23 protein-coding genes are annotated in these 25,663 nt (G+C 75.3%); 12 read left to right on the top strand and 11 right to left on the bottom strand.

Translation table 11 applies throughout. The annotated features are described in order from the left end of the window. Positions 1–103 precede the first annotated feature (103 nt). Positions 104–829, bottom strand: coding sequence for a M50 family metallopeptidase (locus tag ABTW95_RS26855; protein ID WP_396448963.1), 726 nt, complete (start codon positions 827–829; stop codon positions 104–106). A gap of 190 nt (positions 830–1,019) precedes the next feature. Between ABTW95_RS26855 and ABTW95_RS26850 the strand changes: the two genes are divergently transcribed. From ABTW95_RS26850 to ABTW95_RS26840, 3 genes are read left to right on the top strand one after another with little or no spacing between them, the layout of a single operon-like run. Continuing rightward, the gene (locus ABTW95_RS26850) at positions 1,020–2,003 is read left to right on the top strand and encodes an AAA family ATPase (protein ID WP_500227738.1); all 984 of its coding nucleotides are present in this window, start codon (positions 1,020–1,022) and stop codon (positions 2,001–2,003) included. 14 nt (positions 2,004–2,017) lie between these two features. After that, entirely contained in the window at positions 2,018–3,139 is a 1,122-nt protein-coding gene (locus ABTW95_RS26845) for a DUF58 domain-containing protein (protein ID WP_396448956.1), read from the top strand. Then, entirely contained in the window at positions 3,136–5,319 is a 2,184-nt protein-coding gene (locus ABTW95_RS26840; protein ID WP_500227737.1) for a transglutaminase TgpA family protein, read from the top strand. The genes ABTW95_RS26845 and ABTW95_RS26840 overlap by 4 nt, the downstream gene beginning before the upstream one ends. 34 nt (positions 5,320–5,353) lie before the next feature. Here ABTW95_RS26840 and ABTW95_RS26835 read toward each other — a convergent pair whose 3' ends face one another. After that, positions 5,354–5,992, bottom strand: coding sequence for a hypothetical protein (locus tag ABTW95_RS26835; RefSeq protein WP_396448958.1), 639 nt, complete (start codon positions 5,990–5,992; stop codon positions 5,354–5,356). 18 nt (positions 5,993–6,010) lie between these two features. Here ABTW95_RS26835 and ABTW95_RS26830 point away from each other — a divergent pair, with 18 nt between their 5' ends. From ABTW95_RS26830 to ABTW95_RS26820, 3 genes are all read left to right on the top strand, one after another. Continuing rightward, positions 6,011–6,202: a hypothetical protein gene (locus tag ABTW95_RS26830; protein ID WP_396448959.1), complete on the top strand. Its 192-nt coding sequence runs from the start codon at positions 6,011–6,013 to the stop codon at positions 6,200–6,202. After that, positions 6,199–7,134: a threonine ammonia-lyase gene (locus tag ABTW95_RS26825; RefSeq protein ID WP_396448960.1), complete on the top strand. Its 936-nt coding sequence runs from the start codon at positions 6,199–6,201 to the stop codon at positions 7,132–7,134. The genes ABTW95_RS26830 and ABTW95_RS26825 overlap by 4 nt, the downstream gene beginning before the upstream one ends. A 119-nt stretch (positions 7,135–7,253) precedes the next feature. After that, entirely contained in the window at positions 7,254–9,299 is a 2,046-nt protein-coding gene (locus ABTW95_RS26820) for a fibronectin type III domain-containing protein (RefSeq protein ID WP_500227736.1), read from the top strand. A 6-nt stretch (positions 9,300–9,305) separates the two neighbouring features. Here ABTW95_RS26820 and ABTW95_RS26815 read toward each other — a convergent pair whose 3' ends face one another. Beyond that, positions 9,306–10,856, bottom strand: coding sequence for a protein kinase domain-containing protein (locus tag ABTW95_RS26815; RefSeq protein WP_500227735.1), 1,551 nt, complete (start codon positions 10,854–10,856; stop codon positions 9,306–9,308). Between the two features lie 380 nt (positions 10,857–11,236). Here ABTW95_RS26815 and ABTW95_RS26810 point away from each other — a divergent pair, with 380 nt between their 5' ends. From ABTW95_RS26810 to ABTW95_RS26800, 3 genes are all read left to right on the top strand, one after another. Next, a complete protein-coding gene (locus ABTW95_RS26810) occupies positions 11,237–12,721 on the top strand; it encodes a hypothetical protein (protein ID WP_500227734.1) in 1,485 nt (494 codons plus the stop codon). A 76-nt stretch (positions 12,722–12,797) separates the two neighbouring features. Then, entirely contained in the window at positions 12,798–13,943 is a 1,146-nt protein-coding gene (locus tag ABTW95_RS26805) for a CaiB/BaiF CoA transferase family protein (RefSeq protein ID WP_500227733.1), read from the top strand. Positions 13,944–14,183: 240 nt separating this feature from the next. After that, complete coding sequence (locus ABTW95_RS26800) at positions 14,184–15,041, top strand: esterase/lipase family protein (RefSeq protein ID WP_500227732.1); 858 nt, start codon at positions 14,184–14,186, stop codon at positions 15,039–15,041. Positions 15,042–15,103: 62 nt separating this feature from the next. Here ABTW95_RS26800 and ABTW95_RS26795 read toward each other — a convergent pair whose 3' ends face one another. The 6 genes from ABTW95_RS26795 to ABTW95_RS26770 all read right to left on the bottom strand — a co-directional run bounded on the left by ABTW95_RS26795 (position 15,104) and on the right by ABTW95_RS26770 (position 20,473). Continuing rightward, positions 15,104–16,243 carry an acyl-CoA dehydrogenase family protein gene (locus tag ABTW95_RS26795; protein ID WP_500227731.1) on the bottom strand — a complete coding sequence of 380 codons (1,140 nt, stop codon included), beginning with the start codon at positions 16,241–16,243 and terminating at the stop codon, positions 15,104–15,106. A 105-nt stretch (positions 16,244–16,348) separates the two neighbouring features. After that, positions 16,349–17,602 (bottom strand): aspartate aminotransferase family protein, encoded by a 1,254-nt coding sequence (locus tag ABTW95_RS26790; protein WP_396451577.1) that lies wholly within the window; start codon positions 17,600–17,602, stop codon positions 16,349–16,351. A 79-nt stretch (positions 17,603–17,681) separates the two neighbouring features. Continuing rightward, positions 17,682–18,347: a GntR family transcriptional regulator gene (locus ABTW95_RS26785; RefSeq protein WP_396451578.1), complete on the bottom strand. Its 666-nt coding sequence runs from the start codon at positions 18,345–18,347 to the stop codon at positions 17,682–17,684. A gap of 17 nt (positions 18,348–18,364) precedes the next feature. Further along, positions 18,365–19,177: a maleate cis-trans isomerase family protein gene (locus tag ABTW95_RS26780; protein ID WP_500227730.1), complete on the bottom strand. Its 813-nt coding sequence runs from the start codon at positions 19,175–19,177 to the stop codon at positions 18,365–18,367. Positions 19,178–19,212: 35 nt separating this feature from the next. Beyond that, positions 19,213–19,974, bottom strand: coding sequence for a maleate cis-trans isomerase family protein (locus ABTW95_RS26775; protein ID WP_396451581.1), 762 nt, complete (start codon positions 19,972–19,974; stop codon positions 19,213–19,215). A 16-nt stretch (positions 19,975–19,990) separates the two neighbouring features. Further along, complete coding sequence (locus tag ABTW95_RS26770; RefSeq protein WP_396451600.1) at positions 19,991–20,473, bottom strand: DUF3830 family protein; 483 nt, start codon at positions 20,471–20,473, stop codon at positions 19,991–19,993. A gap of 266 nt (positions 20,474–20,739) precedes the next feature. Between ABTW95_RS26770 and ABTW95_RS26765 the strand changes: the two genes are divergently transcribed. Then, on the top strand, positions 20,740–21,744 hold the full coding sequence (locus tag ABTW95_RS26765; protein ID WP_396454896.1) for a D-2-hydroxyacid dehydrogenase: 1,005 nt from the start codon (positions 20,740–20,742) through the stop codon (positions 21,742–21,744). Further along, positions 21,741–23,135, top strand: a complete 1,395-nt coding sequence (locus tag ABTW95_RS26760; protein ID WP_396451585.1) for an amidase — start codon at positions 21,741–21,743, stop codon at positions 23,133–23,135. Before ABTW95_RS26765 ends, ABTW95_RS26760 begins: the two co-directional genes overlap by 4 nt. A 12-nt stretch (positions 23,136–23,147) precedes the next feature. Here ABTW95_RS26760 and ABTW95_RS26755 read toward each other — a convergent pair whose 3' ends face one another. Beyond that, positions 23,148–24,161: an alcohol dehydrogenase catalytic domain-containing protein gene (locus ABTW95_RS26755; protein ID WP_500227729.1), complete on the bottom strand. Its 1,014-nt coding sequence runs from the start codon at positions 24,159–24,161 to the stop codon at positions 23,148–23,150. 127 nt (positions 24,162–24,288) lie between these two features. Here ABTW95_RS26755 and ABTW95_RS26750 point away from each other — a divergent pair, with 127 nt between their 5' ends. Then, the gene (locus ABTW95_RS26750; RefSeq protein WP_500227728.1) at positions 24,289–24,972 is read left to right on the top strand and encodes a TetR/AcrR family transcriptional regulator; all 684 of its coding nucleotides are present in this window, start codon (positions 24,289–24,291) and stop codon (positions 24,970–24,972) included. A gap of 3 nt (positions 24,973–24,975) precedes the next feature. On the opposite strand, the gene ABTW95_RS26745 is transcribed toward ABTW95_RS26750, so the two are convergent. Beyond that, positions 24,976–25,635 (bottom strand): DUF1707 SHOCT-like domain-containing protein, encoded by a 660-nt coding sequence (locus ABTW95_RS26745; protein ID WP_500227727.1) that lies wholly within the window; start codon positions 25,633–25,635, stop codon positions 24,976–24,978. Between the last annotated feature and the right edge of the window lie 28 nt (positions 25,636–25,663).

Below are 25,663 nucleotides of genomic sequence, written 5' to 3'. Positions count from 1 at the left end.
CGACATTCTCCGCGTGACGATCCTGCGCGTTCTCCACGTGAGCGACGGTCGAGAACCCCGGAACGAGGCGTTTCGCGAGCCCGCGGCCCGGCAGGCCGGTCGGTCAGAAGCCGGGCGGTGCGGGGAGGTCGGGGACCGAGACGTCGGGGACGAGGAGGGCGCCGCCGGCGAGGAGGGCGAGCAGGGCGGTGGAGGCGAACAGGCCCACCCAGGCGAGGCCGGGGACGCCCGTGAGGTGGGCGAGCTGGTCGGCGTCGGAGGTCGGCGCCATGTGCCGGGCGCGCATCCGCTGCAGCTCGATCACCGGGCGGGTCGCGGCCAGCAGCAGGAACCAGGCGGCCAGGTAGGCGAACCCGGCCTGGACGACGGCGCTGCCCAGCCAGGACACCGCGAAGACGACCGCCCCCGTCGCGACCACCGTGAGCGCGCCGTAGGCGTTGCGGATCATCACGAGCATCGCCGCGAGGAGGGCGAGCGAGAACCACAGCATCAGCGTGATCCGGCCCCACGCGAGGAGCAGCGCGAAGAACAGGCCGAGCAGCGGCGGCGTGACGTACCCGGCCAGCGCCGTGAGGATCATGCCCGGGCCGTGCGGCTTGCCGCGCGAGACGGTCACCCCGGAGGTGTCGGAGTGCAGCTTGATGCCGTCCAGCTTGCGGCCGGTCAGCAGCGCGACGAGCGCGTGCCCGCCCTCGTGCGCGATCGTGACGGTGTTGCGCGCGATCCGCCAGGTCGGGCCGTGGAGCACCGCGGCGAGCGCGATGACGCCGACGAGGCCGACCAGCCACAGCGGCGGGTCGGGCTGCGATCCCGTCAGCCGGTTCCACATGTCGCCGATGCTGATGTCTTCCACGTCCACCCCGGAGTCCGTCGTCGCGATGCCCAACATTAGGACGCCGCGGATAACGTCCGCGTTCGGTTCGTCCTAGATCGGGGTGAGGTTCGGAGATCTCGACGCCTCTGCGGCGTATTGCCGCTAGGGTGCCTTCCCGTCGGCAGGGGACGGGGGTCCGGGGCGGATGACGGAGAACGCGGGCATCGACGCGGACGCGCTCGCCGGGCGGTTCGCGCAGCTGTTCGCCGCGCTGGCGGGCAACGTCGAGCGGATCGTGCGCGGCAAGCGCGACAAGATCGAGCTCGCGCTGGTCTGCCTGCTCGCCGAGGGGCACCTGCTCGTCGAGGACGTCCCCGGCGTGGGGAAGACCACCCTGGCCCGGGCGATCGCGGCGTCCGTGGAGGCGAAGTGGGCGCGCATCCAGTTCACCCCCGACCTGCTGCCCAGCGACATCACCGGCGTCTCGATCTTCAACCAGGGGACGAACGCCTTCGAGTTCCACCCCGGTCCGATCTTCGCGAACATCGCGGTCGCCGACGAGATCAACCGCGGCTCCCCGAAGACGCAGTCGGCGCTGCTGGAGGTCATGGAGGAGCGCCGGGTGACGGTGGAGGGCGTCCCGCACCCGGTGCCGCGCCCGTTCATGGTCATCGCGACGCAGAACCCGGTGGACATGGACGGCACGTACCCGCTGCCGGAGGCGCAGCTCGACCGGTTCCTGATGCGGATCTCGATGGGCTACCCCGACCACCGGGCCGAGGTGGCGCTGCTCGCGGGCGCGCCGTCGGGCCCGGCGCTCGACCGGCTGCCGCCGGTGCTGGGCGGCGAGGACCTCGCCCGCGCGATCGACTTCGCGCAGCGGCTGCACGTCGCGCCGCCGCTGCACGACTACCTGGTGCGGGTCGTCGCGGCCACCCGCGAGCACCCCGAGCTGCGGCTCGGCGCGAGCCCCCGGGCGGGGATCGCGCTGCTGCGCGCGGCGCGGGTGCGGGCGGCCGCGGCCGGGCGCTCCTACCTGGTCCCCGAGGACGTGAAGGCGCTCGCCGTCCCGGTCGTCGCGCACCGGCTGCTCGTGACGCCGGAGGCCGAGCTGCGCGGCCGCACCGGCGCGGACGTGGTCGGCGAGGTGCTGCAGAACGTGCCGACCCCGCAGGCCGCGGGCGTCTGAGAAGCGGGTGTGACGTGCTGACGCCGCTCGGGTGGGGGACGGCGGCCGCCTCGGCGGCGCTGTACGCGGCGGGCTGGTGGCTCGGCTACCCCGAGCCCGCGGCGCTGGCGGTCGCCGGGCTCGCCGCGGTGGCGGGCGCGCTGCTGTGGACGCTGCCCGGACCGCGCCTGGACGTCGGCCGGGAGATCGCCCCCGCGAAGGTGGCGCGCGGGGAGCCCGCCGTCGGCGTCCTGCACGTCGCGAACAGGGGGCGCGCGGTCCGGGGGCTCAGCGCGCGGGACGCCGCCGGCCCCGCGGACGTGGCGGTCGGCATCCCGCGGCTGCGCCGGGGCGGCAGGCGCACCGTGACGTACACGCTGCCGACGGCGCGGCGCGGCGAGATCGCCGTGGGCCCGCTGCGGCTGGAGCGGGCCGACCCGCTGCGGCTGGCCCGCCGGGTCCGCGAGTACGGCGAGCCGCGGGTGCTGCTCGTCCGGCCGCGGACGGTGCGGCTGCCGGTGCTGCCGTCCGGCCGCGCCCACCACCTGGAGGGGCCGACGAGCGACCGGTCCCCGGCGGGCTCGGCGACGTTCCACGCGCTCCGCGAGTACGTCGTCGGCGACGAGCTGCGGCACATCCACTGGAAGTCGTCGGCCCGCACCGGGACGCTGATGGTCCGCCGGCTCGTGGACGCGAGCCTGCCGACGACGACGGTCGTGCTGGAGGCGCGGGCGGCGGCCTGGCCGGAGCCCGACGACTTCGAGCTGGCCGTGGACGCGGCGGCGTCCGCGGCCGCCGGGGCGGCCTCGGCGGGCTTCCCCGTCCGCGTCCTCACCGGCGCCGGGCCGCTGGCCGCCACGCGCGGCGGCCCGGACGACGCCGAGGCCCTGCTCGACGCCCTCACCGCGGTCGGGACGGACGACGGGCGGCGGTCGGCCGTGGACGCGGTGCGGAGCGTGCGCCCCGGCGGCTCCCTCGTCGTCGTCACGAACGGCGACGCCGAGATGGGGCGGATCGCGTCCGTCCGGCCCCGGTTCGACCGGGTCGTGGTGCTGCGCGTCCGGCCGGACGGGCCCGCCTCCGCGCCGCCCGGCGTCCTGGCCGTCGACGTCGATGACCTGGACGGCCTGGCGGAATCGTGGCGGCGGGCCTGGTGAGCCGCTATATCGCGCTGGCCGTGACGGCCGCCCTGGCCGCCGTCGCCGGCCTTTCGTTCCAGCGGGTCTTCGGCCTCGGGCCGGTCGTCCCGGTCGCCGCCGTCGCGGCGGTGGTCCCCACGCTGCTGGCCGGGCTGCTGTCGGGCCCGCGCAAGAAGGGGCCGTGGCCGCTGTGGATCTCGCTCGTGCTCACCGTGCCCGCGTGGGCCGCGACCGTGTCGGTCACCGTCCTGCGCCCGGCACTGAGCGGCGGGACGCTGCCGCAGGCGCTGCGCGAGGGCGTGCTCAGCTCGTGGAAGGCGGTCCTGACCACGCTGCTGCCCGCGCCCGCCGAGCCCGAATACCTCGTCCTGGTCAGCGTGACGGTGTGGCTCGCGGCGTTCGCGTCCGCCGAACTCGCGCTCCGCACCTGGCTGCGCGCCGCGCCGGCCGTCCCGGCGCTCGGCGTGTGGGCGGTGGCGCTGCTGCTCGGCGTGGACGGCCCCGGATCGAACATGCCGCTCGCCGCCGCCACCGCCGTGCTGATCGCCGTCCTCGTGCTGATCCGCGCGGACGGCCCCGGCGCGGGCGTCGCCTGGCGCCCGCTCGCCGCGGGGATCCCGGCGGCCGCCGTCCTCGGCGCGCTGGCGTTCGCCGCCGGCCCGCTCGTCCCGGTCGGCGCCGCGCCCTACGACCCGCGCGAGCGGGTGCAGGCCCCGCCGCCGCAGCGGCGCGACGGCGTCAGCCCGCTCGACCGCGTCGGCGGCTGGCTGCTGAGCCCCGGCCGGGTCCTGTTCACCGTCGGCGCGGCGAGCACGCCGGCCGAGCGGCTCGCCGTCCTGGACCGGTTCGACGGCGTGACCTGGTCGTCCACGGCCCGGTTCGTCCCCACCGGGAGCCGCGTGCCCGCGGGGCCGGCGCCGGACGAGCGGCACGAGGTCGCCCAGCGCATCACGATCCGCGAGCTGACCGGCGTGTGGGTCCCGGCGCCCGACCGGCCCCGGCGGGTGGACGGGCTCCCCGTCGTCGTCGACCCGGGCAGCGGCGCCCTCGCCGCCGCGCGGCCGCTGCGCCCCGGCCAGACCTACCGGGTCGAGTCCGCGGTGCCCGAGTGGACGGCCGACGACCTGGCGGACGCGGGCGTCGCCACCGACGCCGAGGCGGAGGCCGCGCGGCGGCTCCCCTGGGGGCCGGGCGCGAAGCAGCCGCCCGTCCAGATCGCCGAGTTCCGCAAGTTCGCGCAGGCCGCCACCCGGGGCGCGGCGACGCCCCTCCAGAAGGCCGCGATGCTGGCCGACTACCTCAAGGTCTACGCCAAGTACGACGTGACCGCGCCGCCCGGGCACAGCTACCGGCAGATCGACTACTTCCTCGGCCAGGGCAGGCGCGGCACGCCCGAGCACTTCGCCACCGCCTACGCCCTGCTCGCCCGGACGCTGGGGCTCCCGTCCCGCGTCGTCGTGGGGTTCGAGGGCGGCCTGCGCGCGGGCGGCACCGTCCAGATCCGCTCCGGGGACGTGATGGTGTGGCCCGAGATCAAGTTCGACCGCCTCGGCTGGATCCGCTTCAACCCGCTCCCCGACAGCGCCCGCCCGTCCAAGGACGACGGCGGCGTCGCCGCCGGGCAGACCCAGCAGAAGCTGGAGCAGGCGCAGAAGAGCGCGGCCTCCCGGCAGCGCGCCCCCGAGCAGACCGAGACGGCGCAGCGGGAGCAGCGGAAGGCGGCCCCCGCCGCCGGCTCCCCGACCCCGTGGTGGGTGTTCGCCGCACTCGCCGCGGCCGCCCTCCTCATCGGCTACCTGTGCGCCGTCCTCACCGCCCCGGCCCTGCGCAGGCGGCGGCGCCGGACGGGCACGCCCGCCGCCCGCATCACCGGCGCCTGGCACCAGGCGCTCGACCACCTCGCGGACGCCGGCCTGTCCGCGTCCCGGACCCTGACCGCCCACGAGGTCGCGCACTTCGGCGCGTCCACCGTCGGCGACGCCGCCCGCGACCACCTGGCGCCGCTCGCCGACCTGGTCAACCACGCCCGCTTCGCCGCGTCCCAGCCCGACCCGCGCGCCGCCGACCGGGCCTGGGACCACACCGACGCGCTCGGACGCCTCGTCACCGCCAAGGCCGGGCGCCTGCGCCGCCTGCGCCGCCGCCTGCACCCGCGGTCCCTGAAAGACCGCCGCCGCGCCGAGCCGCCGCCGCGCTGACCGCGCCCCGCGATCCCGGGAACCCGCGGGGGCGTCAGGACGCGGGCACGGTCACGGCGATCTCGCCGCCGAGCACGGCGCCCGTCTCCAGGTCCAGGTCGTCCCCGCTCCAGAAGCGGCCCGGGTCGAACCAGTTCGGGCGGCGGCCCTTCGGGAGCAGGCCCATCGCCTGGTAGGTCACCGCGACGATCTCCGCGCAGAACGCCGTCTCCAGGTCGGCGTCCCGTCCGGCGGGGCGCCGCACCGGCACCCGGCCCCGCACCCAGCGCGCCGCCAGCTTCGACGTCGACGGGAACGGGGTGCCGTCCAGCCGGGCCACCGCGCGCAGCGCCGCGTCCTCCATCGCCCGGGACGCCGGCGGGTCGAGCTGCCGCAGCCACGCCCGCTGCCCGTACCGGTCGCCCCAGACCAGGACGGCGTCCCGCAGGTCGTGCAGCTGGGCGCCCCGGTGGTGGCCGCCCGTCCACATGTCGCGCAGCGAGCGGCCCAGCTCGGCGTGCCACATCAGCGGCGGCAGGTCGTCGACGACCAGCGCCATGCCGACGTGGTTGACGGGGCTGTTCGTCGTCATTTGGATCGCGCGGTCCGCGACCGTCCGGCCGCGGAACAGCCACACGTCCCCGGTGCGGGTCAGCTCGGCGGCCCGGTCGAGGGAGATGCTCGTACCCGGCATGATCGCTACGGTAGTCGCATGCGATGGAGAAAGGGCGCGTGGAAGGGCCCCGGCCTGTGGAAGGCGCTGGGCGTCGCCGGGCTCGTCGGCGTCGCCGCGACCGGCGCGGTGATCGTGCGCGCCGAGCGGCGCCGCCGGTCCTACACGCCCGAGGAGATCCGCGGCCGCCTCCACGAGCGGCTCGACGAGGCGCACCGGGAGCGGCCGTGACGGCGCGGGCGGTCCGCGCGCCCGGCCCCGGCGACCTGGAGCGCGCCTGGCGGGTCGTCTCCGCCGAGCTCCCGCCCACCCCGCTCGTCCCGTCCGGCCTGGCGCCCGGCGCGCTGCTGAAGCTGGAGACGTGCCAGCCGACCGGCGCGTTCAAGGTGCGCGGCGCGCTCGCGGCCGTCGCGGCGCTCCCGGAAGGCGTGCCCGCGGTCACCGCGAGTGCCGGCAACCACGGCCTCGGGATGGGCTACGCCGCCGCGAAGTCCGGCGCCGACGTGACCGTGGTCGTGTCCACGCGCGCGTCGCGGGTGAAGGTCGACAAGATCGGCGCGTACCCGGTGCGGCTCGTGCAGCACGGGCTGACCTACGACGAGGCCGAGGCGCACGCGATGACCCTCCCCGGCCACTACGTCTCGCCCTACAACGACCCCGCCGTGATCGCCGGGCAGGGCACCATCGGACGCGAGCTCGACCGGCAGGCCGAGGGGCCGCTCACGGTGGTCGCGCCGGTCGGCGGCGGCGGGCTGCTCGCCGGGCTCTGCCTCTGGGCGCGCGAGCGCGGGGACGTGCGGATCGTCGGCGTCGAGTCGGCCGTGTCGCGCGGCGTGTCCGCCTCGCTGGCGGCCGGGCGGGTCGTCGGGGTCGAGGTCGGCGAGACGTTCGCCGACGGCCTGCCCGGCAACCTCGAACCCGGCAGCGTGACCCCGGAGGTGATCGGGGAGACCGCCGAGCTGACCTCGGTGACCGATGACCAGATCCGGACGGCGCTCCGCGGGCTCTTCCACGAGCACGGCCTCGTCGCCGAGGGCGCCGGCGCCGCGGGCCTCGCCGCCGTCCTCGCCGGTCAGGTCGAGGTCACCGGCCGCCCGGTGGTCGTCGTGTCGGGCCGCAACATCACCGTCCCCGCCTACACCGCGGCGCTCCGCGAAAATTGATCTTTCCGGGAAAACCCGGGCGGGTGCGCGGCGGGAGACAGTACGGTTTCCGGTGCGAACGGGGCAGGTGAACACGCGTGCGTCTGGCGTTTCTGGGGTCTTTGTTCCGGCGTGACCGGTTGACCGGGCAGGTCGCCGCCGGGCTCGTCGGCGTGCTCGCCATCGCCGCCGCCGTCTACGGGGTGGGCGTCGCGAGCGCCACCTACCGGCTCGCCGACGTCGGAGCCTGGCTGACCGCCACCGGCCGGGGGCTCGTCGTGCACGTCAACGGCCCGGCGGGCAAGGTCGACGGCAAGACGGCCGTGGTCCCGCAGATGCGCGGCCACAACATCAAGATCGTCCAGGACGGCGGTACCGTGCTGATCGTCGACCTGGACACCGGCGTCGTCAGCCGGCTCGACCCGTCCCAGCTCGACATCGGGACGAGCCGCCCGCTCGGCAAGGGCATCCAGGTCCTCGCCGCGGGCGGGAAGGCGTACACGGTCGACTCGGTCAAGGGCGTCGTGCAGGAGATCGACCCGGTCGCGCTGACCCCCGTCGGCGCGTCCGCGACGCTGCCGCCGGTCCTCGGGCAGGCCGGCATCGACGCGCGCGGCGCGCTGTGGGTGCCGGTGGCGCGGAACGGCGAGGTCGCCGCGTTCTCCGGCGGCCGGCTGCGGCCGCCGGTCCGCGTCGGCGAGGCGGGCGACAGCCTCGCGCTCACCATGGCGGCCGGGAACCCGGTCGTCACCGACTCCACCGCCGCGACCGCGACCGTCGTCAAGGCGTCCGGCGAGAAGATCACGGTGAGCCTGCCGACGACCGTGCGGCGGGCCGGGCGCGGCGGCGTGCTCGCGCCCGCCGCGACCGAGGGCGAGACCGTCCCGCTGCTGGTGCCCGGCGCCGGGTCGCTCGTCACCGTCGACACCGGCACCGGCCGCTACTCCAGCACGCGGCTCGCGATGCCGAGGCACCGCTACCGGCCGCCGCAGATGCTCGGCGCGAAGGTCTACATCCCGGACGAGACCGCCGGCGCGCTGATCGTGTACGACTCGGCGAACAACCGGTTCGAGAAGCCCGTCCCGGTCGCGGGGCGGCCCGCCAAGCTGGACGTCTTCGTCCGCGACGGCATGCTCTGGGCGAACGACCCGTCCGGCCCGCGCGCCGTCGTCATCGACCGGGAGGGCGCCGGGAAGGGCGTCGACAAGTACAAGGACCGGGTGCCCGGCGGGCCGGACCGCCGGCCCATCCCGCTGCCCGGAGGCGGGGAGGCCCCGCCGCCCCGCGCGCCGCGGCAGCCGTCCCAGCCGCCCGCGCCGCCCGGCCCGGGGGAGCCGCCGAGCGCGCCGTCCAACATCTCCGTCACGCCCGGCGCGGGCACGATGCGGGTCGACTTCCAGCCCTCGCAGGGCGACGGCGTCATCGGCTACGTGCTGAAGGACGTCCCGTCCGGCATGACCGTGAGCCCGTCCGCGATCCGGCAGGGCGCGGGGCCCTTCACGTTCACGGTCGGCGGCGGCGACTGCGGGCGCGAGTACCGGTTCCGCGTCGCCGTCCGCTACCGGGACGCCCGCGGCCGGACCCGCGAGCAGGTGTCGGCGGCGAGCGACCCCGTCCGGCCGTGCGTGGCGCCGGGCGCGCCGACCGGCCTCACCGCCCAGGCCACGTCGTCCGGCGCCAAGGTGTCGTGGACGCCGCCGCCCGGCGCGGGCTCGGTCACCTACCGGCTCGCCTACGACGGCCCGGTCAGCGGCTCGGCCACCGGGGCGCAGACGTCCGTGACGCTCGGCGACGTGTACACCAACGGCTCCTACAGCTTCGCCGTCACGGCGGCCAACGGCGCCGGCACCGGCGCGGCGGCGGTGCTCGACGCGACGCTGACCGGCCCCGCGGCCAAGTACCCGGTGGAGCGCAACGGCAACTCCGACGCCTACATCCGGGCCGCGCCCGACGGCAAGAACGGCGCGCTCGTCGCCACCATGCACGACAACAACGGCGAGATGATCACCGTCCACTGCCAGGAGAAGGGCGTCTACTACACGCACCCGCGGGACTCCAGCCTCGCCGGCGACATGTACGCCAAGGTCACCTGGCAGGGCAAGACCGGCTACCTGCTCGGCTACCTGGTCAACACGCCCGGCGACTGGAAGAGCTTCGCCGGGCCGCCCGTATGGAAGTGCAAGTAGCGCCGGTCAGCCGCGCTTCGGCTTGGCGGGCTTGGCCTTGCCCGTGCGCAGGCAGGCGGGCGCCGACCAGGCGACGTCCGGCGCCGCGCCCTGGTTGAGGCGCAGCACCGCGCCGACCTTGAAGCAGTAGGCGGTCTTCGGCCGCAGGCCCGGCACAGTCGCCGAGCGCGACCCTGCCGGGACCGTCACGATCGGCTCGTTCCCCGCGGGCCGGCGCTGCACGAGCAGCGGCAGCTCCCGCGCGGCGGGCGGCAGCGTCCAGGCGAGCGCGGCCGTCCGGCCGGCCTGCCGGACGGCGACCTTGCGCGGCCGCGCCGCCGCGAGCTGCGCGGCCGTCACCGGCTGCCGCTGCTGCGTCCCGGCCTGCGGGACGGCCTGGGACGGCGGCGGACCGGCGGCGTGCTCCCCGCCCTCCCCGCCGGGGCCCGCCAGCGCGAGGGCCCCGACGCCGAGCGCCAGCCCGCCGGCGAGCGCGACGCCCGCCGCGACGACCAGCCCGCGGCGCGGCCCGTCGTGCGGCCGGCCGGGGAGCGGCGCGGGCGGGCCGGTGTGGGGCGCCGTCGGGTTCGTGTGCGGCGTGGTCGGGCCCGTGCCGCCGTGGGAGCCGCTCGCACGCGGGTCGCCCGTGTGCGGGTCGCTCGTCGTCGGCGCCCACTCCGGGACGAGCGGCGGCCCCGGCAGACCGGGCGCCGGCCCCGGGCGGACCGCGGCGGCGCTGTGGGGCACGTCCGTGACCGGGAGCCCCAGCTCGGCCTGCACCTGCTGCAGCGCCCGCGCGAACTCCACGGCGGTCGCGTAGCGCTGCTCGGGCGTCTTCGCCATCGCGCGGCCGATGACGTCCGAGACCCGCGGCGGGACGTCCGGCCGCTGGATCGGCGGCGGCGGCTCGTGCAGGATCCGCAGCATCAGCAGCGCGATGCCCTCGCCGGGCGGGCCCTTGAACGCCGGCTGCCCGGCCAGCAGCTGGTACAGCGTCGAGCCCAGCGAGTAGACGTCGGCGCCCACGCCGGGCGGCCGGCCCTCCAGCACCTCGGGCGCCGCGTGGTGCGGGGTGAACGCCTGGGTGTGCGTGGCGTCGAAGGAGTCGACCAGGCGGGCGACGCCGAAGTCGGCGAGCGCCGGCTCCCCGTACTTGGACAGCAGCACGTTCTGCGGCTTGACGTCCCGGTGCAGGACGTCGGTCTCGTGGGTGGCGGCGAGCGCGCCCGCCATCTTCACTCCGATGCGCAGCACGTCCGCGACCGGCAGCGGCCCCTCCTTGGCGAGCCGGTCGGTCAGCGCGCCGTGCTCGAAGTACTCCATCGCGATGTAGGGGCGGCCGGCGCGCGTGGTCCCGGTGTCGAGCACCGTCACGATGTTGGGGTGCCCGGACAGCCGCCCGGTGATCTTGCACTCGCGCTGGAACCGGCGCATCGCCGCGGCGTCCACCGCGCCGACCGACAGGACCTTGAGCGCGACCATCCGGTCGAGGCGCTCCTGGTGCGCGCGGTACACGACGCTGAAGCCGCCCTCGCCGACCTGCTCCAGCACCCGGTAGCCGGGGACGTCCTCGGTCATGGGTGGGGGGATCCCTCTCCGTCGCTCGTCTGTCCGGGTCGCGGCGGGGGCGCGCAGGTCCGGCCGCACGGGTCCGACGGGGTGCGGCGCAGGACGGTTCCCCGGGAGGTCAACAGCGTAGTACGGGGACGAATCCGGCGCGGCTCCTCCCGCGAACACGCGCCGCGGCACGGATCCGTCCGGAAATGCCGGGACATTTCTTTCGGGCTGGTTAATCGTTGTGCCAATTCCGTGCCGCGGCCCGCTCGCGGCGCTCTAACCTCGGGGTTCGCGACGATGGAACGGCCCAGAGGGAGTGGCCCGCCGTGACGGAAGATGTCATGACGAAACCGGAGACGGAAACGCCGCCGGCAAAATCGGCTTATGGGGACCTTGTCCGCATGGCGTATTTCGTTCTGCCGGGCAGGGGCAAGCGCGTCTACCGGCTGGCGATCGCCCGCCGGATCGTGGACGGCGCCGCGCGCGGCGCCCGCGACCGCTCCGCCGCCGGGCGCGCCCGCTGGCGCACCCGTGTGCTGCGCCGGGCGCTGCGCCCCTCCCGCCGCCTGCAGATCGGCCTCGGCCCCTGGCTGCGCGCGCTGCCCGGGCGGCTGCCCGACCCGGCGCTCACCGCCGCGCTGTCCCGGCTCGCGCCGCACGTCCGCGCCGCCTACGTGCTCCGGCACATCGAGGGGCTGCCCCGGTACCAGATCCGCGACCAGCTGATCGAGCTGGGCGTGCGCGACCCCTGGTCGGCGATCCGCGCCGCCGAGGCCGTCCGCGTGCCGGTGCCGCGCGGCGCCGACCGGTTCGAGCCGCAGGCGCTGCGCCCCGTGCGCACCCGGTCGGTGCTGCCGCTCGCGACCGCGGCCGTCCTCACCGCCGGGCTCGTGGGCGCGCACGACGCGACCGAGCGCGGCGACGCCGGCGAGGCGCCGCCGCCCGCGCCGCGGCCGGTGTCGGCCGCCCCGGACGCCTGGACGCGCGGCGCCCGCACCCTGGACGCCTGGCCCGCGCGCGGCGAGCTCGCCGGCGACCGGGCGTTCGTGCGGCGCGCCGCGGCCGCGTGGGCGGGCGCGCCCGGCGGCCGGCGCGCCGCGGGCGGCACCGCCCAGCTCCTCTACGCGGGCCGCCTCGACGGCACGCCCCTCGCCCTCTTGCGGCGCGGCGGCCTGCTGGCCCGCTACACCCCCGGCCGGCTGGACGTCGTCCCGGCCGGGACCGGTCCGTCCGCCCCGATCGCCCTCGGCGGCGGGCGCTACCTGCTCGCCCCGTGGGACGCCCGGCCCGAGACGCTCTCCGGCGACCGGCTGGCGGTGTCCGGCGGCGTGACCGCCCCCGCCCGCGCGGACACCGGCTGCGGGCGCGGCCCGCTGTTCCACCTCGGCTCCCGGACGGTCGGCGACCTCGGCGGCCCGCGCGCCGCCGTCCTCGGCTACCGCCCGCCCGGCCGGCGGCCGCGGGACGAGCGGCCGGAGCGCCTCGGCGGGCAGGGCCGGGAGATCTGGAACCGGCTGGCCTGCGCGACGCCGCGCCCGGCCAGCCCGGTGTCGGAGGCGACGGCGTTCGGCTTCTGGTCCGGGAGGCTGCCGCACGGCGGCGGGCACGCCGACTGGGTGTGCACCCGGCTGACGTACGCGGCGGGCGGGAGCACCGCCCGGGCGACGCTGCTCGGCGCGGAGGCCCGGCCCACGGGCGCGTGCGACGCCGGCCGCCCGGTCAGCGGCACGTGGTGGCGGGCGCCGTCGGACCGCTGGTACTACGTGGCCGCCGCCGGACGCGGCCTCGTCCCGCACGCCGACGGCGTGCGCCGCTCGACGACGCACAAGGGCCTGCTGGTCGCCACCGGGACCCCGAAGACCCCGGTGTCCCTCACCGCCCGCTGACCCGCACCCGAGTCAGCGCGCGCTTACCTGGATGGTGCACACTGGGGGAGACCGAACAAGATTCAGGGAGTCGCAGATGGGCAAGGGGCCGCTGTCCGGAGTACGGGTGATCGAGCTGGCCGGGATCGGACCGGGGCCGTTCGCCGCGATGCTGCTGGCCGACCTCGGCGCCGACGTGATCCGCGTCGACCGCGCCTCCGCCGTCCGGGAGGGCGAGACGGCCGGCGGCACCGACTTCACCAACCGCGGCAAGCGGTCGATCGCCATCGACCTGAAGAGCGAGCGGGGCCGCGAGGTCGTGCTCCGCCTCGCCGAGAAGTCCGACGTGCTGCTCGAAGGGTTCCGGCCCGGCGTCACCGAGCGCCTCGGCATCGGCCCGGACGACTGCCTCGCCCGCAACCCGCGGCTCGTCTACGGCCGGATGACCGGCTGGGGCCAGGAGGGGCCGCTCTCGCACACCGCCGGCCACGACGTCGGCTACATCGCCATCACCGGCGCCCTGCACGCCATCGGCCGCGCGGACGGCCCGCCGCAGGTCCCGATGAACCTGCTCGGCGACTTCGCCGGCGGCAGCATGTACCTGGTCGTCGGCGTCCTGTCCGCCCTCCTGGAGGCGAGGACGAGCGGGCGCGGCCAGGTCGTCGACGCCGCGATCGTGGACGGCACCGCCCACCTGTCGACGTTCATCCACGCGTTCCTCGCGGGCGGCCTCTGGGAGGACCGCCGCGGCGTCAACATGCTCGACACCGGCGCCCCCTGGTACGACGTCTACGAGACGTCCGACGGGAAGCACATGGCCGTCGGCGCCATCGAGCCGCAGTTCTACGCCGAGTTCCTCCGCCTCGCCGGCCTGGACGGCGAGGACCTCCCGCACCAGCACGACCGCGCCGGCTGGCCGGTGCTCCGCGAGCGGTTCGCCGCCGTCTTCAAGACGAAGACCCGCGACGAGTGGACGGAGATCTTCGTTCCCAGCGACGCCTGCGTGGCCCCCGTCCTGTCGCTGACGGAGGCGGCCGAGCACCCCTACAACACGTCCCGCGGCGTGTTCCCCGACCTCGCCGGCCACCGCCAGCCCGCCCCGGCGCCCCGCTTCTCCCGCACCGCCGCGGAGACCGACGGCGTTCCCGCCCTCCCCGGCGGCCAGACCCGCGCCATCCTGGACGACCTCGGCTTCGACGACACCGAGACCCTCCTGAAGGAGGGCGCCGTCGCCCAGGCGTGAGCCGCCCGCACCCGGCCTGCGGCGGATCGCCGCAGGCCGGGCGGTATGCGCGCCGATCCAATTGTGAGTCGGCTGACAAGGCCGCCCGGCAAACCGGCGGCCATTCCACAAGACCGCGCCCCGAAGCGGTCGTACGTTGTGGGAACTCCACCCCGATCATCACGGCGATGAGCGGCCGGACCCGGTGAATTCGTGCGGGTCGCGGCCTCTTTTCGGCGTGCCCTCACGAGGGAGATTCCCATGCGTTTCAGACGACTCCGGTCCTGGGCGGCGACCGCCGCGGCGGCGGCCGCCGTGCTCGCCGCGACGGGCCTGGCCGCGCCCGCCGCGCACGCCGAGACCAGCCCGGACGGCGCGAACGACTGGAACTGCAGGCCGTCGTTCTGGCATCCCCGGCCGGTCGTTCTCGTGCACGGGACGTTCGAGAACATGGCGTTCAACTGGCAGAAACTCTCTCCGGCCCTGAAGAAGGCCGGATACTGCGTCTACGCCCTCAATTACGGCGGCCCGGAGGACGGCCCTATCCAGGGAATCCATGACATTCCCGCATCGGCCGGAGAACTGTCGGCGTTCGTCGACAGGGTGCTCGCCTCGACCGGTGCGTCCAAGGTCGACATCGTCGGGCATTCGCAGGGCGGAATGATGCCCCGCTACTACATGAAGTTCCTCGGCGGCGCGGCGAAGGTCGGCAGGCTCGTGGGGCTCGTCCCGTCCAACCACGGCACCAACCTGGCGGGCCTCGTCCAGCTGGGCAGCCTGCTCGGCATCACGCAGGCCGTCGTCAAGGCCGCGCCGGCCGCGGGCCAGCAGATCACCGGCTCCGACTTCCTCAAGGAGCTCAACGCCGGCGGCGACACGGTGCCCGGCCCGGCCTACATCGTCCTCGCCACCAGGTACGACGAGGTCGTCACGCCCTACACCTCGGCGTTCCTCAACGGCTCGAACGCGCAGAACGTCCTGCTGCAGGACAAGTGCCCGGACGACACCAACGCGCACGTCGGCATCGCCTTCGACCCGGTGGCGATCAAGTTCGTGCTGAACTCGCTCGACATCTGGGGCCCGTACTGGCCCATCGACTGCGGCAGGCCGCTCGGCTGACCGCGCCCGGCCGCGGCGCCCGGCGGTCCCGCCCTTTCGCCGCCGGGCGCCGTCCCGCGTTCCTAGAGGCCGAGCCGCTTGGCCGCGATCTCGTTCATGATCTCGCTGGTGCCGCCGCCGATCCCGAGGATGCGGGCGTCGCGGTAGTGCCGCTCGACCTCCGACTCCCGCATGTAGCCCATCCCGCCGTGCAGCTGGACGGCCTCGTGCACGACGTGCTCGCAGGCGAGGACGGCGGTGTTCTTGGCGTAGGCGGTCTCGGCGAGCACGTCCTCGCCCGCGGCGTGGCGCTCGGCGACCGCGCGGACGTAGGTGCGGGCCACGTCCGTCTGCCGGGCCATCTCGGCGATCTTGTGCCGGACGAGCTGCCGGGACGCGAGCGGCCGGCCGAAGGTGTCCCGCTCCCGGACCCAGCCGAGCGTGAGGTCGAGGCAGCGCTGCGCCGTCGCGTACGCCTGCACGGCGAGGGACAGCCGCTCGGTCACGAAGTTCTGCACGATCTGCAGGAACCCGCTGTTCTCCGCGCCGACCAGGTTCGCGGCCGGCACGCGGACGTCGCTGAACGACAGCTCCGCCGTGTCCGAGCAGAGCCACCCCATCTTGCGCAGCGGCCCCGACACCGTGAAGCCGGGCGTGCCCTTCTCGATGACGAGGAGGGAGATGCCGTCGACGCCCGGTCCGCCCGTCCGGACCGCCGTGGTGACGAAGTCTGCGCGGACGCCGGAGGTGATGAACAGCTTGGCGCCGTTGACGACGTAGTGGTCCCCATTGCGGACTGCGGTGGTGCGGATGCCCGCCACGTCCGACCCCGTGCCGGGCTCGGTCACGCCGAGCGCGCCGATCGTCTCGCCGGCCAGCGTCGGCCGGGCGAACCGGTCGATCAGGGCGTCGTCGCCGGACGCGATGATGTGCGGCAGCGCGATCCCGTGCGTGAACAGCGAGGCGACGACGCCGCCGGACCCGCCCGCCTGGATGATCTCCTCGGCGACGATCAGCGCGTCGAACAGCTCGCCGCCGGACCCGCCGGCCTTCTCCGGGAACCCGGCGCCGAGCAGCCCCGCCTCGGCGGCCCTGGCGTGCAGCGCGCGGGGGAGCTCGCCGGCGTCCTCCCACGCGGCGAGGTGCGGGACGATCTCCCGCGCGGTGAAGTCGCGGACGAGCCGGCGCAGCTCCGCGCGCTCCGGGGTGTGCCAGGGGCCCAACGCAGCCTCCTCGATGTCAGAACGGGGTTCGGAATCTAACAGGAGGCGGCCGGCGGGCGGGGATGAGGGGCGGCGCGGTCCCGGCCGCCCCTCACCTCCCCCGGTTCAGGCGAGCGCGTCGCCGACGGCCGCGGCCCACAGGCCGAGGGCGTCGTCGATCTGCCGCTCGGTGACGATCAGCGGCGGGATCATCCGGACGACGTTGCCGTGCGCGCCGCAGGTCAGCAGGAGCAGGCCGCGCTCGGCGGCCGCCCGGTGCGCCCGCTGCGCGGTGGCCGCGTCGGGTTCCCCGCCGGCCGTGGTGAACTCGCTCGCCTGCATCAGGCCGAGGCCGCGCACGTCGCCGATCTCCGGGTGGTCGGCGGCGACCTTGCGGAGCCCGTCGCTCAGCCGCGCGCCCTGCCGGGCGGCGTTGCCGACGAGGTCCTCGTCGGCGATGACCTGGAGGGTGGCGAGCGCGGCCGCGCACGCCACCGCGTTGCCGCCGTAGGTGCCGCCCTGGGAGCCCGGCCACGCCTTCTCCATGAGCGCGGTGGGCGCCGCGATCGCCGACAGCGGGAAGCCGCTGGCCAGCCCCTTGGCGGTGATGAGGACGTCGGGCCGCGCGGCCGAGTGCTCGTGGCCCCAGAACCGGCCGGTGCGGCCGTAGCCGGTCTGCACCTCGTCCATGATCAGCAGGATGCCGTGCCGGTCGGCGCGCTCCCGCAGCCCCTCCAGGAACGCGGGCGGCGCCGGGATGTAGCCGCCCTCGCCGAGCACGGGCTCGACGATGAACGCCGCGGTGTCGGAGGCCGGGCTCGCGGTGACGAGCAGGTAGTCCAGCTCGCGCAGCGCGAAGCGGGTCGCCTCCTCCTCCGACCACCCGTACCGGTACGCCTGCGGGAACGGCGCGATCGCGGCGCCCGGCATCAGCGGGCCGATGCCCGCGCGGAACTTGGTGCCGGCCGTGGTGAGCGCGGCGGCGCCCATCGTCCGGCCGTGGAAGGAGCCGTGGAAGACGACGATGTTCTGCCGCCCGGTGGCGTGCCGGGCCAGCCGGACGGACGCCTCGACGGCCTCGCTGCCGCTGTTGAGGAAGAACAGCGAGTCCAGGCCGTCGGGCAGGACCTCGCCGAGCGCGTCGACCAGCCGCAGCAGCGGCTCGTGCATGACCGTCGTGTACTGCCCGTGGATGAGCGTGCCGACCTGCTTGCGCGCGGCCTCCACCACGCGCGGGTGGCAGTGGCCGGTGTTCGTGACGCCGATGCCCGCGGTGAAGTCCAGGTGCCGGCGGCCGTCGGTGTCGTAGAGGTACACGCCCTCGCCGCGTTCGGCCAGGACGGGAGTCGCCTGCTTGAGCAGGGGTGAGAGCCGAGCCATGCGCGTCCCCTCCGGTAGATTGTCGACAATCTGCAATGTAGGTGCCCCCGGGAGCGGATGTCCAGGGGGCGCCCCTCCGCTACGGACGGGAGGTGCTGAGCCGGCGGATGGAGTCGGTCATGTGCTCCTCGATGAGCGCGAGCAGCCGCTCCTCCTCCCCGTCGCCGATCGCGTCGACGAGCCGGCGGTGCTCCTCGACGAGGTCGGACGGCTCGGGGTAGGTGTCCTGCAGCGCGTTCAGGCACATGCGGGTCTCGACGAGCAGCGTGTGCGCCATCCGCTCCAGCCGGGGGCTGCCGGACGAGCTGACCAGCACCTCGTGGAACGCCTGGTCGGCGTCGCTCATCGCGACCCGGTCGCGCTGCTTCGCCGCCTCCACGAGCGCTTCGAGGGCCTCGGTGAGGCGGGCCACCGCCTCACCGCGGTTCCGCTCCATGATCAGCTTGCACGCCTCCCGCTCGATCGCCAGCCGGGCGCGGTAGACGTCCTCGACGTCCCCCTCGTCCAGGGTGATCACGAACAGCCCCCGATGCGGCTCGCTGACCAGCAGCCCCTCCTGGACGAGCCGCTGCATCGCCTCGCGCAGCGGGCCGCGGCTGATGCCGAGGCGGCCCGCGAGGTCGGCCTCGCCGAGCTGCGCGCCGGGCTCCAGCGACCCGTACATGATCGCCGAGCGCAGCTCGTCCGAGACGATCTCGACGGTCGACTTGCGGGGGACAGGTTCCAGCTCACCCAATCGGCCCATGCCGCGGGCCCCTTTCGTCATAGCTGCCAGGTATGTCGTCCCGGCCCGGCGGCGCTGCCGGCGGGGACGGCGGAGACGGCGGCGGGCACGGCGAACAGCCGGCCCAGCCCGGTGCGCGGCGGGAGCCCGCCGGGACCGGACGCGAGCCGCAGCCCCTCCCACACGCTCACCTGGTTGGCGGTCAGCACCGGCTTGCCGGTCCGCGCCTCCAGCTCGTCGAGCCAGGACACGGTGTGCAGCGCGGTGTCGGGCACCAGCACCGCCTCGGCGTCCGGATGGTCGTTGGCCGCGACGAAGGCGAGCACCTCCTCGCGGCCGAGCGTGCCGACCTCGGCGGCGGTCACGATGCCCCGGCAGGACAGCGCGACCACCTCGATGCCGGCGTGCCCGAGGAACGCGACGAACCGCTCGGCGACGTCGGACGGGTAGGTCGCGGCGACCGCGACCCTCCGCACGCCAAGCGCCTGCGCGGCGTGCACGAACGCGAACGACGTGCTGGACGCCGGCACCCCCGCCGCCTCCCGCACGCCCGCGACCTGCTGCGCCGCGCCGTCCCAGCCGAACACGAAGCTGCCGCTGGTGCACGCCCACACCGCGGCGCCCACGCCCATGCCGCGCAGCGCGCGGGCGCCCTCGCCGAGGACGTCGGCGCCGCCGATGTCCAGCAGCGCGTCGACGCGGTGCGCGTCCTCGCGCATGAGCGTGTGCACGACCGGCAGGCTCACCTCGCCCGGCCCCGAACGCCGGAGGGCGCGTTCCATGGCGGGGTAGTCGTCCTCGGCGCTGTAGCCCGGGTACAGGAACCCGGCGCGCACCGTGCTCTGCCGCATGTTGTCGACAATCCTACCTTCGCGGATCATGGCGGTCAGGCCGCCGTGGTCGGGGCCAGCTGCGCCAGCGACTGCCCGGGACCGGCCGCCGTGCGGCCCATCGCGCGCAGCGCCGAGCACATCGTGACCTGATTGGCGGTCAGCACCGGCTTCTGGATCATCTGCTCCAGCGGCGCGATGATGTCGTAGGTCGGCACGTTCGTGCAGCTGATGAAGACGGCCTCGGCCTCGGGGCGGTCGACCGTCGACACCGCCGACACGATCTCGCCGTAGCCGACCTTCCAGATGTGGCTGAGCAGCCCCATCCCGACCGACGACACGACCTCGATCCCGTACTCGCCGAGGAACGACACGAGCCGGTCGGTGACCGCGTCTATGTACGGCGTGACGACGGCGATGCGCGACACGTCGAGCAGCCGCAGCGACTCCACCAGCGCGCCGGACGTCGTCGTCGACACCGGCGCGCCGACCGACGTCATCGACTGGTGCAGCTCCAGCTCGCCCGCCTTGCCGCGGATGAAGCTGCCGGACGCGCAGGCGTAGGCGACCACGAGCGGCTCGGGCGCGAGGACGTCCCGGGTCGCCTGCCGGACGATCGACTGGTCGGACAGCGCGGACGCCATCTCCACGGTGACCGGGACCGGGACGTACGGGAGCCGGGTCATGAACAGCGACACGTCGTCGGGCGTCCACCGCCACAGCTCGCGGTCCAGGGCGAAGTCGAACGGCGCGACCACCCCGATACCGTGCTGGGCCAGCAGCTCGGGGCCGACGACCAGCGTGGGGTCGAATGCCATCTGCGAGGCCACCGCTCTAGGACTCGGCGCGGGTGTAGACGAGGCGCTCACCGACGCCCCCGGACCGCCACACGTCGTTGCACGCCTCGGCCATCCGGTCGAGCCCGTCCACGATCGTGGCGTACACGTTGCCCGGCACCCACCCGACGTCCGCGTTCAAGAGCAGGTTGTTGCGGCCGTAGAAGATGGCGAGGTCGATGACGCCGGGCAGCGCGTGGATGTTCTTCTCCTCCTTGAACTTGCGGTCGAGCATCCCGCCCGAGAAGGAGAAGTAGACGACGTCGCCCGGGATGGGGGTGACTGTCGGGTTCTCCAGGCCGACCTCTTCCTCGGAGAACCGCTCGACCATCGTGTAGACCTCGTTGCGCGCGTACTTGGCGTGGTACGCGTCACCGCCCAGAGGCAGGGCGCGCCAGACCGCCTCGCACGTCCGCGGCGCGTCCTTCTCCAGCAGCTCCGCGACGCATGAGACGCCGCGACGCTCCAGTGTGATGGTCATGAGCTTGGGCATGCTGGACCTCCCCGTGAACAGGGGTGGGCGAGAGCGTCGCCACCCGAAGGACTCTTCCTTTAGAGCGCTCTGGGATCCGTCCTGGCCTGTGCATGGGCAACGGTTGCGACGGTCTTGCAGCACGTGTCAGTGCGGTGAACCGGGGCCGCGGTGCACCGCGCTGATTGTTGACAATCCTACGAACGCTTCCTAGCGTGTCAATGCCTCCCCGAGTTGCCTTCACGTAAACTCCGCACACCCCGGAAGTGACGCCGATGGAGCCTGTTCAGCACGCCGCCGGTGGGCCGCCTGACGTGGTGGTTCTCGTGGGGGACGACCACCCGCGCGGAATGGCGGAGGCGGAGGGGCTCGCCCGTATCCGCTACGTGCGCGAAACGGAGCTGGCCGGGGCGCTTCCGGGAGCGGACGCCGTCTTCGTGTGGGACTTCCTGTCGGACGCGCTCGCCGGCGCGTGGCCGTCCGGGGACGCCCCGGGCTGGGTGCACATCGCGAGCGCCGGAGTCGACCGGCTGCTGTTCCCCGCCCTGGTCGAAGGCGACACGATCGTCACCAATTCGCGAGGGGTGTTCGACGAGCCGATCGCCGAGTACGTCCTCGGGCTCGTGCTGGCCTTCGCCAAGGACCTTCCCGCCACCCTGCGGCTGCAGGCGGAGCGGCGCTGGCGGCACCGCGAGACCGAGCGCGTCACCGGCGCCCGCGCGCTGGTCGTCGGCACCGGGCCGATCGGCCGCGCCATCGGCCGCCGGCTGACCGCCGCCGGGCTCGCCGTCACCGGCGCCGGCCGCACCGCCCGGCGCGCCGATCCGGACCTCGGGACCGTCCTGCCGATGGAGCGGCTGGACGAGGCGCTCGCCGAGGCCGACTACGTCGTGCTCGCCGCGCCGCTCACCCCGCGGACGCGCGGGATGATCGACGCCGCCGCGCTGGACCGGATGCGCCCGTCCGCGCGGCTGATCAACGTGGGCCGCGGCGCGCTGGTCGCCGAACCCGACCTCGTCAAGGCGCTGCGCGACGGCCGGATCGCGGGCGCCGCGCTGGACGTCTTCGAGGACGAGCCGCTGCCGCCGTCCTCCCCCCTCTGGGAGATGCCGAACGTCGTCGTCTCCCCGCACATGTCCGGCGACGTGGTCGGCTGGCGGGACGAGCTGGTCCGGCTGTTCACCGACAACCTCGGCCGCTACACGTCCGGCCGCCCGCTGCGCAACATCGTCGACAAGCGGCTCGGCTATGTCGGATCGAACCAGAGGGGGGAGCCATGACCGACGCGGCCGACCTGACCGCGACCGAACTGCTGGCGGAGTACGAGGCGGGGACGCTGTCCCCGGTCGAGGCCGCCGAGGCCGTCCTCGCGCGCATCAGGCGGGACGACCCGGAGCTCAACGCGTTCTGCCTGGTCGACGAGGAGACGACGCTCGACATGGCGCGGGCGGCGGCCGACCGCCGGGCGCGCGGCGCGGTGCTCGGGCCCCTGGACGGCGTGCCCGTGTCCATCAAGGACGTCCTGCTCACCCGCGGCTGGCCCACCCTGCGCGGCTCCACGACCATCGACCCCGCCGGCCCCTGGGACGAGGACTCCCCGGCCGTGGCGCGGCTCCGCGAGCAGGGCGCGGTGTTCGTCGGCAAGACGACCACGCCGGAGTTCGCCTGGAAGGGCGTCACCGACGGCCCGCTCACCGGCGTCACCCGCAACCCGTGGGACACCTCCCGCACGCCGGGCGGGTCGAGCGGCGGCGCCGCGGCGGCCGTCGCGGCGGGCATGGCGCCGCTCGCGCTCGGCACCGACGGCGGCGGCTCGGTCCGCATCCCCGCCGCGTTCACCGGCATCTTCACCATCAAGCCGACGTACGGGCGCGTCCCGCACTACCCGGCGAGCCCGTTCGGGACGCTCGCGCACACCGGCCCGATGACGAACACGGTGGCCGACGCCGCGCTGCTGCTGGACGCGGTGTGCGGCGCCGACGGCCGCGACTGGTCGGCGCTGCCGCCGCCGGACGTCCCCTTCGCCGGCGGCGGGCCGGACGACCTCACCGGCCTGCGCGTCGCGTTCAGCCCGGACCTCGGGTTCGCGGAGGTCGATCCGGAGATCGCGGCGTCGGTCGCGGCCGCGGCCGAGTCCTTCACCGAGCTGGGCGCGAAGGTCGAGCAGGCCGATCCGGGGCTCGGCGGCGACCCCGTCGAGGAGTTCGAGGTCCTGTGGTTCGCGGGCGCCGCCAAGGTCGTCGAGCACCTGCCCCCCGAGGCCCGGGCCCGGCTCGACCCGGGCCTGCGGGAGATCTGCGAGCAGGGCGCGCGGTACTCGGCCGCCGACTACCTCACCGCCACGGCCCGCCGCATGGAGCTGGGGCGCCGCATGGGCCTCTTCCACGAGCGGTACGACCTGCTGCTGACCCCGACGATGCCGATCGCGGCGTTCGAGGCGGGCCGGGAGGCGCCGGAGGGCTCGCCGTCCCCGCGCTGGACGAGCTGGACCCCGTTCACCTACCCGTTCAACATGACCCAGCAGCCGGCCGCGAGCCTGCCGTGCGGGTTCACCGCGGGGGGCCTGCCCATCGGCCTGCAGGTGGTCGGCGCCCGGCATGCGGACGCCCTGGTCATGACCGCCTGCGCGGCCTTCGAGCGGGCCCGCCCGTGGCGCGGCCGGCGGCCGTAGCGGACGCGCGGTTCACGCGAAGGCGATGACCGCGCGGCCGCGGTGCACGCCCTCGTCCATCGCGGCGAGCACGCGCGGCGCCTCGTCCAGCGTGACCGGGGTGACCTCGGGGACGATCCCGTGCGCCACCGCGAAGTCGAGGGTGTCGCGCAGGTCGTGCGGCGACCCGGACGGGACGCCCATCACCCGGATCCGGTTCATCACGAGGGCGGCGGGCGGCACGCTCACGTTCTCGGCGCCCATGCCGAGGTAGAGCAGGGTGCCGTCGGGGCGCAGGCCGCCGAACGCGGCGAGGCCGGTCGCGGTGTCGGGCGCGGTGTTGACCACCACGTCCGCGCCGCCCCACGCCTTCAGGGCCTCGGCCGGGTCCTGCTCGGCGGTCGCGACGAACTCCTCGGCGCCGGCGGCCAGCGCCTCCTTCTCGGCGCGGCGGGACCGGGACACCACGGCGACGCGGGCGCCCATCGCGGCGGCGAACCGGAGCGCCATCGTGCCGACGCCGCCGGTGCCGAGCACCGCGACCCGCGACCCGGCGCGGGCGCCGGCGTGCCGGAGCCCGTTGAAGGCGGTGATCCCGGCGCACATCAGCGGCGCGCCGGCCACCGGGTCCAGGCCGTCCGGCAGCGGGGTGACGAACCCGGCGCGGCCCACGAAGTACTCGGCGTAGCCGCCGTCGGTGCTGACGCCCGTGATCTGCTTGGGCGCCCCGGTGCACAGGATCTGGTCGCCGCGCGCGCAGTAGTCGCAGTGGCCGCAGGAGCCGTGGATCCACCCGGTGCCGACGGGGGTGCCGACCGCGGGCCAGTCGACGCCCTCGCCGAGCGCGGCGACGACGCCGCTGATCTCGTGCCCGGGGACGGTCGGGTACCTCCCGAACGGGTAGTTGCCGCGCAGGTGGTTGACCTCGGAGTAGCACATCCCGCACGCGGTGACCTTCACCAGGACCTCGCCCGGGCCCGGCTCCGGCACGGCGCGGTCGACGATCTCCAGCGGCTGGCCCGCGGCGGGCAGTACGGCGCTGCGCATGAGCGCATCCCCTCTCGTGTCTCCGGCGGCCGCGACCGGCCGCCATAGCGTTGGTATAGCAATGACTATAGTGGCGCTACACGCTTCTGCATAGCGATGCTCGCCAAATTTCTGTAACATTGATGTTGTGACTGCTCAGAAGGACCCCGACACGCGGGACCGGATCGTCCGCGCGGCCGCCAAGCTGATCGCCGAGGCGGACGGCGAGCCGGTCTCGACGCGCGCCGTGTGCGCGGCCGCCGGGGTCGGCGCGCCGACCCTCTACCACTACTTCGGCGACAAGCGCGGCCTGTTCGACGCCGTCGCCGCGCACGGGTTCGAGCGGTACCTGCGGAGCAAGCGGGCCCAGCCCAGCACCGGCGACCCCGTCGACGACCTGCGCCAGGGCTGGGACCTGCACGTCGAGTTCGGCCGCACGCACCCCGCGTTCTACACGCTGATGTACGGCTCGTCCCGCACCCCGCCCGTCGCGGAGGAGGCGGACCAGATCCTGACGGGCCTCGTGGAGGCGGTCGCCCGCGCCGGGCGGCTCCGCGTCCCCGTCGGGACCGCCGTCCGGATGATCCACGCCGCCGGGGTCGGCGTCACGCTGGCGCTCATCTCCGGCGAGGACGACGGCGAGCTGTCCGTCCGGACCCGCGAGGCGGTGCTGACCGCGATCACCATCCCGGAGGAGGACGCCGACGAGAGCACGCCCGCGGCCCGTGCGGCCGCGCTGCGCGCCGCGCTGAACGCCGGCCCGCCGCCCGCGCTGACCGCGGCGGAGGCGGCGCTGCTCGCCGACTGGCTCGACCGCATCGCGGCCGGCTGAGCGCTACTCGCCCTTCTCCAGCTCCGCGCGGCGCGCCCGCTCCGCGCGCTTGTCCGCCTTGCGCCTGCGGCGCTTCACGCCGACGCCGCCCCAGAGCGCGAAGCCCTTCACCACGACCGTGGGGGAGCCGGGCACCCCCGGGCCGCTCGCCCGCTGGTCGAAGCCGCCCATGATCCCGATGCCCTTGACGTGCACCGTGATGTCCTCGGGCACGATGATCTCGAACCCGCCCATGATCGCCAGCGCGCGGATCGTGACCTGCCCCTCCTCGAACCGGGCCTCGCGCAGGTCGATCTTGCCGCCGCCCCAGAACGCGAACGAGGTGAACTTCCGCGGGACGTTCCACACGCCGGCCCGCTGGAAGCCGCTCATGATCCCGATGCCGATGCGCCAGGACGGCGCGCCCTCCACGGGCCGCCAGTCCGCCCCGGCGGCGGGCGGCGCGGCGGCGCCCGGCGCCGGCAGGTCGCGGGTCAGCGGCGCCAGCTCCCCGTACGTCTTCGCCGCGTACACCGCGTCGAGCCGCTCGTCCAGCTCGGCGAGCGTCAGCCGCCCGTCCCCGGCGGCCTCGCGCAGCACCTGCGCGACCCGCTCCCGATCGGCGTCACCGGCCCGCATCTCCGGCGCCCCCGGACCCCCGGCGCGCTCGGGCAGATCACTCATGCCCGAAGCCTAAACCGGCCCGCGCCCG

This window comes from Spirillospora sp. NPDC127506 (assembly GCF_040302145.1).
In the GTDB taxonomy this organism is placed as follows: Bacteria; Actinomycetota; Actinomycetes; order Streptosporangiales; family Streptosporangiaceae; genus Spirillospora.
This window is presented reverse-complemented; position numbering and strand designations above follow the sequence as displayed.

What these genes read in the sequence shown, in the direction of transcription:
- ABTW95_RS26830 (WP_396448959.1), top strand. Translation starts at nt 6,011, where the DNA reads ATGCGATGGAGAAAGGGCGCGTGGAAGGGCCCCGGCCTGTGGAAGGCG.
- ABTW95_RS26765 (WP_396454896.1), top strand. Translation starts at nt 20,740, where the DNA reads ATGGAGCCTGTTCAGCACGCCGCCGGTGGGCCGCCTGACGTGGTGGTT.
- ABTW95_RS26850 (WP_500227738.1), top strand. Translation starts at nt 1,020, where the DNA reads ATGACGGAGAACGCGGGCATCGACGCGGACGCGCTCGCCGGGCGGTTC.
- ABTW95_RS26800 (WP_500227732.1), top strand. Translation starts at nt 14,184, where the DNA reads ATGCGTTTCAGACGACTCCGGTCCTGGGCGGCGACCGCCGCGGCGGCG.
- ABTW95_RS26815 (WP_500227735.1), bottom strand. Translation starts at nt 10,856, where the DNA reads ATGACCGAGGACGTCCCCGGCTACCGGGTGCTGGAGCAGGTCGGCGAG.
- ABTW95_RS26775 (WP_396451581.1), bottom strand. Translation starts at nt 19,974, where the DNA reads ATGGCATTCGACCCCACGCTGGTCGTCGGCCCCGAGCTGCTGGCCCAG.
- ABTW95_RS26855 (WP_396448963.1), bottom strand. Translation starts at nt 829, where the DNA reads ATGTGGAACCGGCTGACGGGATCGCAGCCCGACCCGCCGCTGTGGCTG.
- ABTW95_RS26805 (WP_500227733.1), top strand. Translation starts at nt 12,798, where the DNA reads ATGGGCAAGGGGCCGCTGTCCGGAGTACGGGTGATCGAGCTGGCCGGG.
- ABTW95_RS26785 (WP_396451578.1), bottom strand. Translation starts at nt 18,347, where the DNA reads ATGGGCCGATTGGGTGAGCTGGAACCTGTCCCCCGCAAGTCGACCGTC.
- ABTW95_RS26780 (WP_500227730.1), bottom strand. Translation starts at nt 19,177, where the DNA reads ATGCGGCAGAGCACGGTGCGCGCCGGGTTCCTGTACCCGGGCTACAGC.
- ABTW95_RS26745 (WP_500227727.1), bottom strand. Translation starts at nt 25,635, where the DNA reads ATGAGTGATCTGCCCGAGCGCGCCGGGGGTCCGGGGGCGCCGGAGATG.
- ABTW95_RS26810 (WP_500227734.1), top strand. Translation starts at nt 11,237, where the DNA reads ATGGCGTATTTCGTTCTGCCGGGCAGGGGCAAGCGCGTCTACCGGCTG.
- ABTW95_RS26790 (WP_396451577.1), bottom strand. Translation starts at nt 17,602, where the DNA reads ATGGCTCGGCTCTCACCCCTGCTCAAGCAGGCGACTCCCGTCCTGGCC.
- ABTW95_RS26835 (WP_396448958.1), bottom strand. Translation starts at nt 5,992, where the DNA reads ATGCCGGGTACGAGCATCTCCCTCGACCGGGCCGCCGAGCTGACCCGC.
- ABTW95_RS26755 (WP_500227729.1), bottom strand. Translation starts at nt 24,161, where the DNA reads ATGCGCAGCGCCGTACTGCCCGCCGCGGGCCAGCCGCTGGAGATCGTC.
- ABTW95_RS26760 (WP_396451585.1), top strand. Translation starts at nt 21,741, where the DNA reads ATGACCGACGCGGCCGACCTGACCGCGACCGAACTGCTGGCGGAGTAC.
- ABTW95_RS26770 (WP_396451600.1), bottom strand. Translation starts at nt 20,473, where the DNA reads ATGACCATCACACTGGAGCGTCGCGGCGTCTCATGCGTCGCGGAGCTG.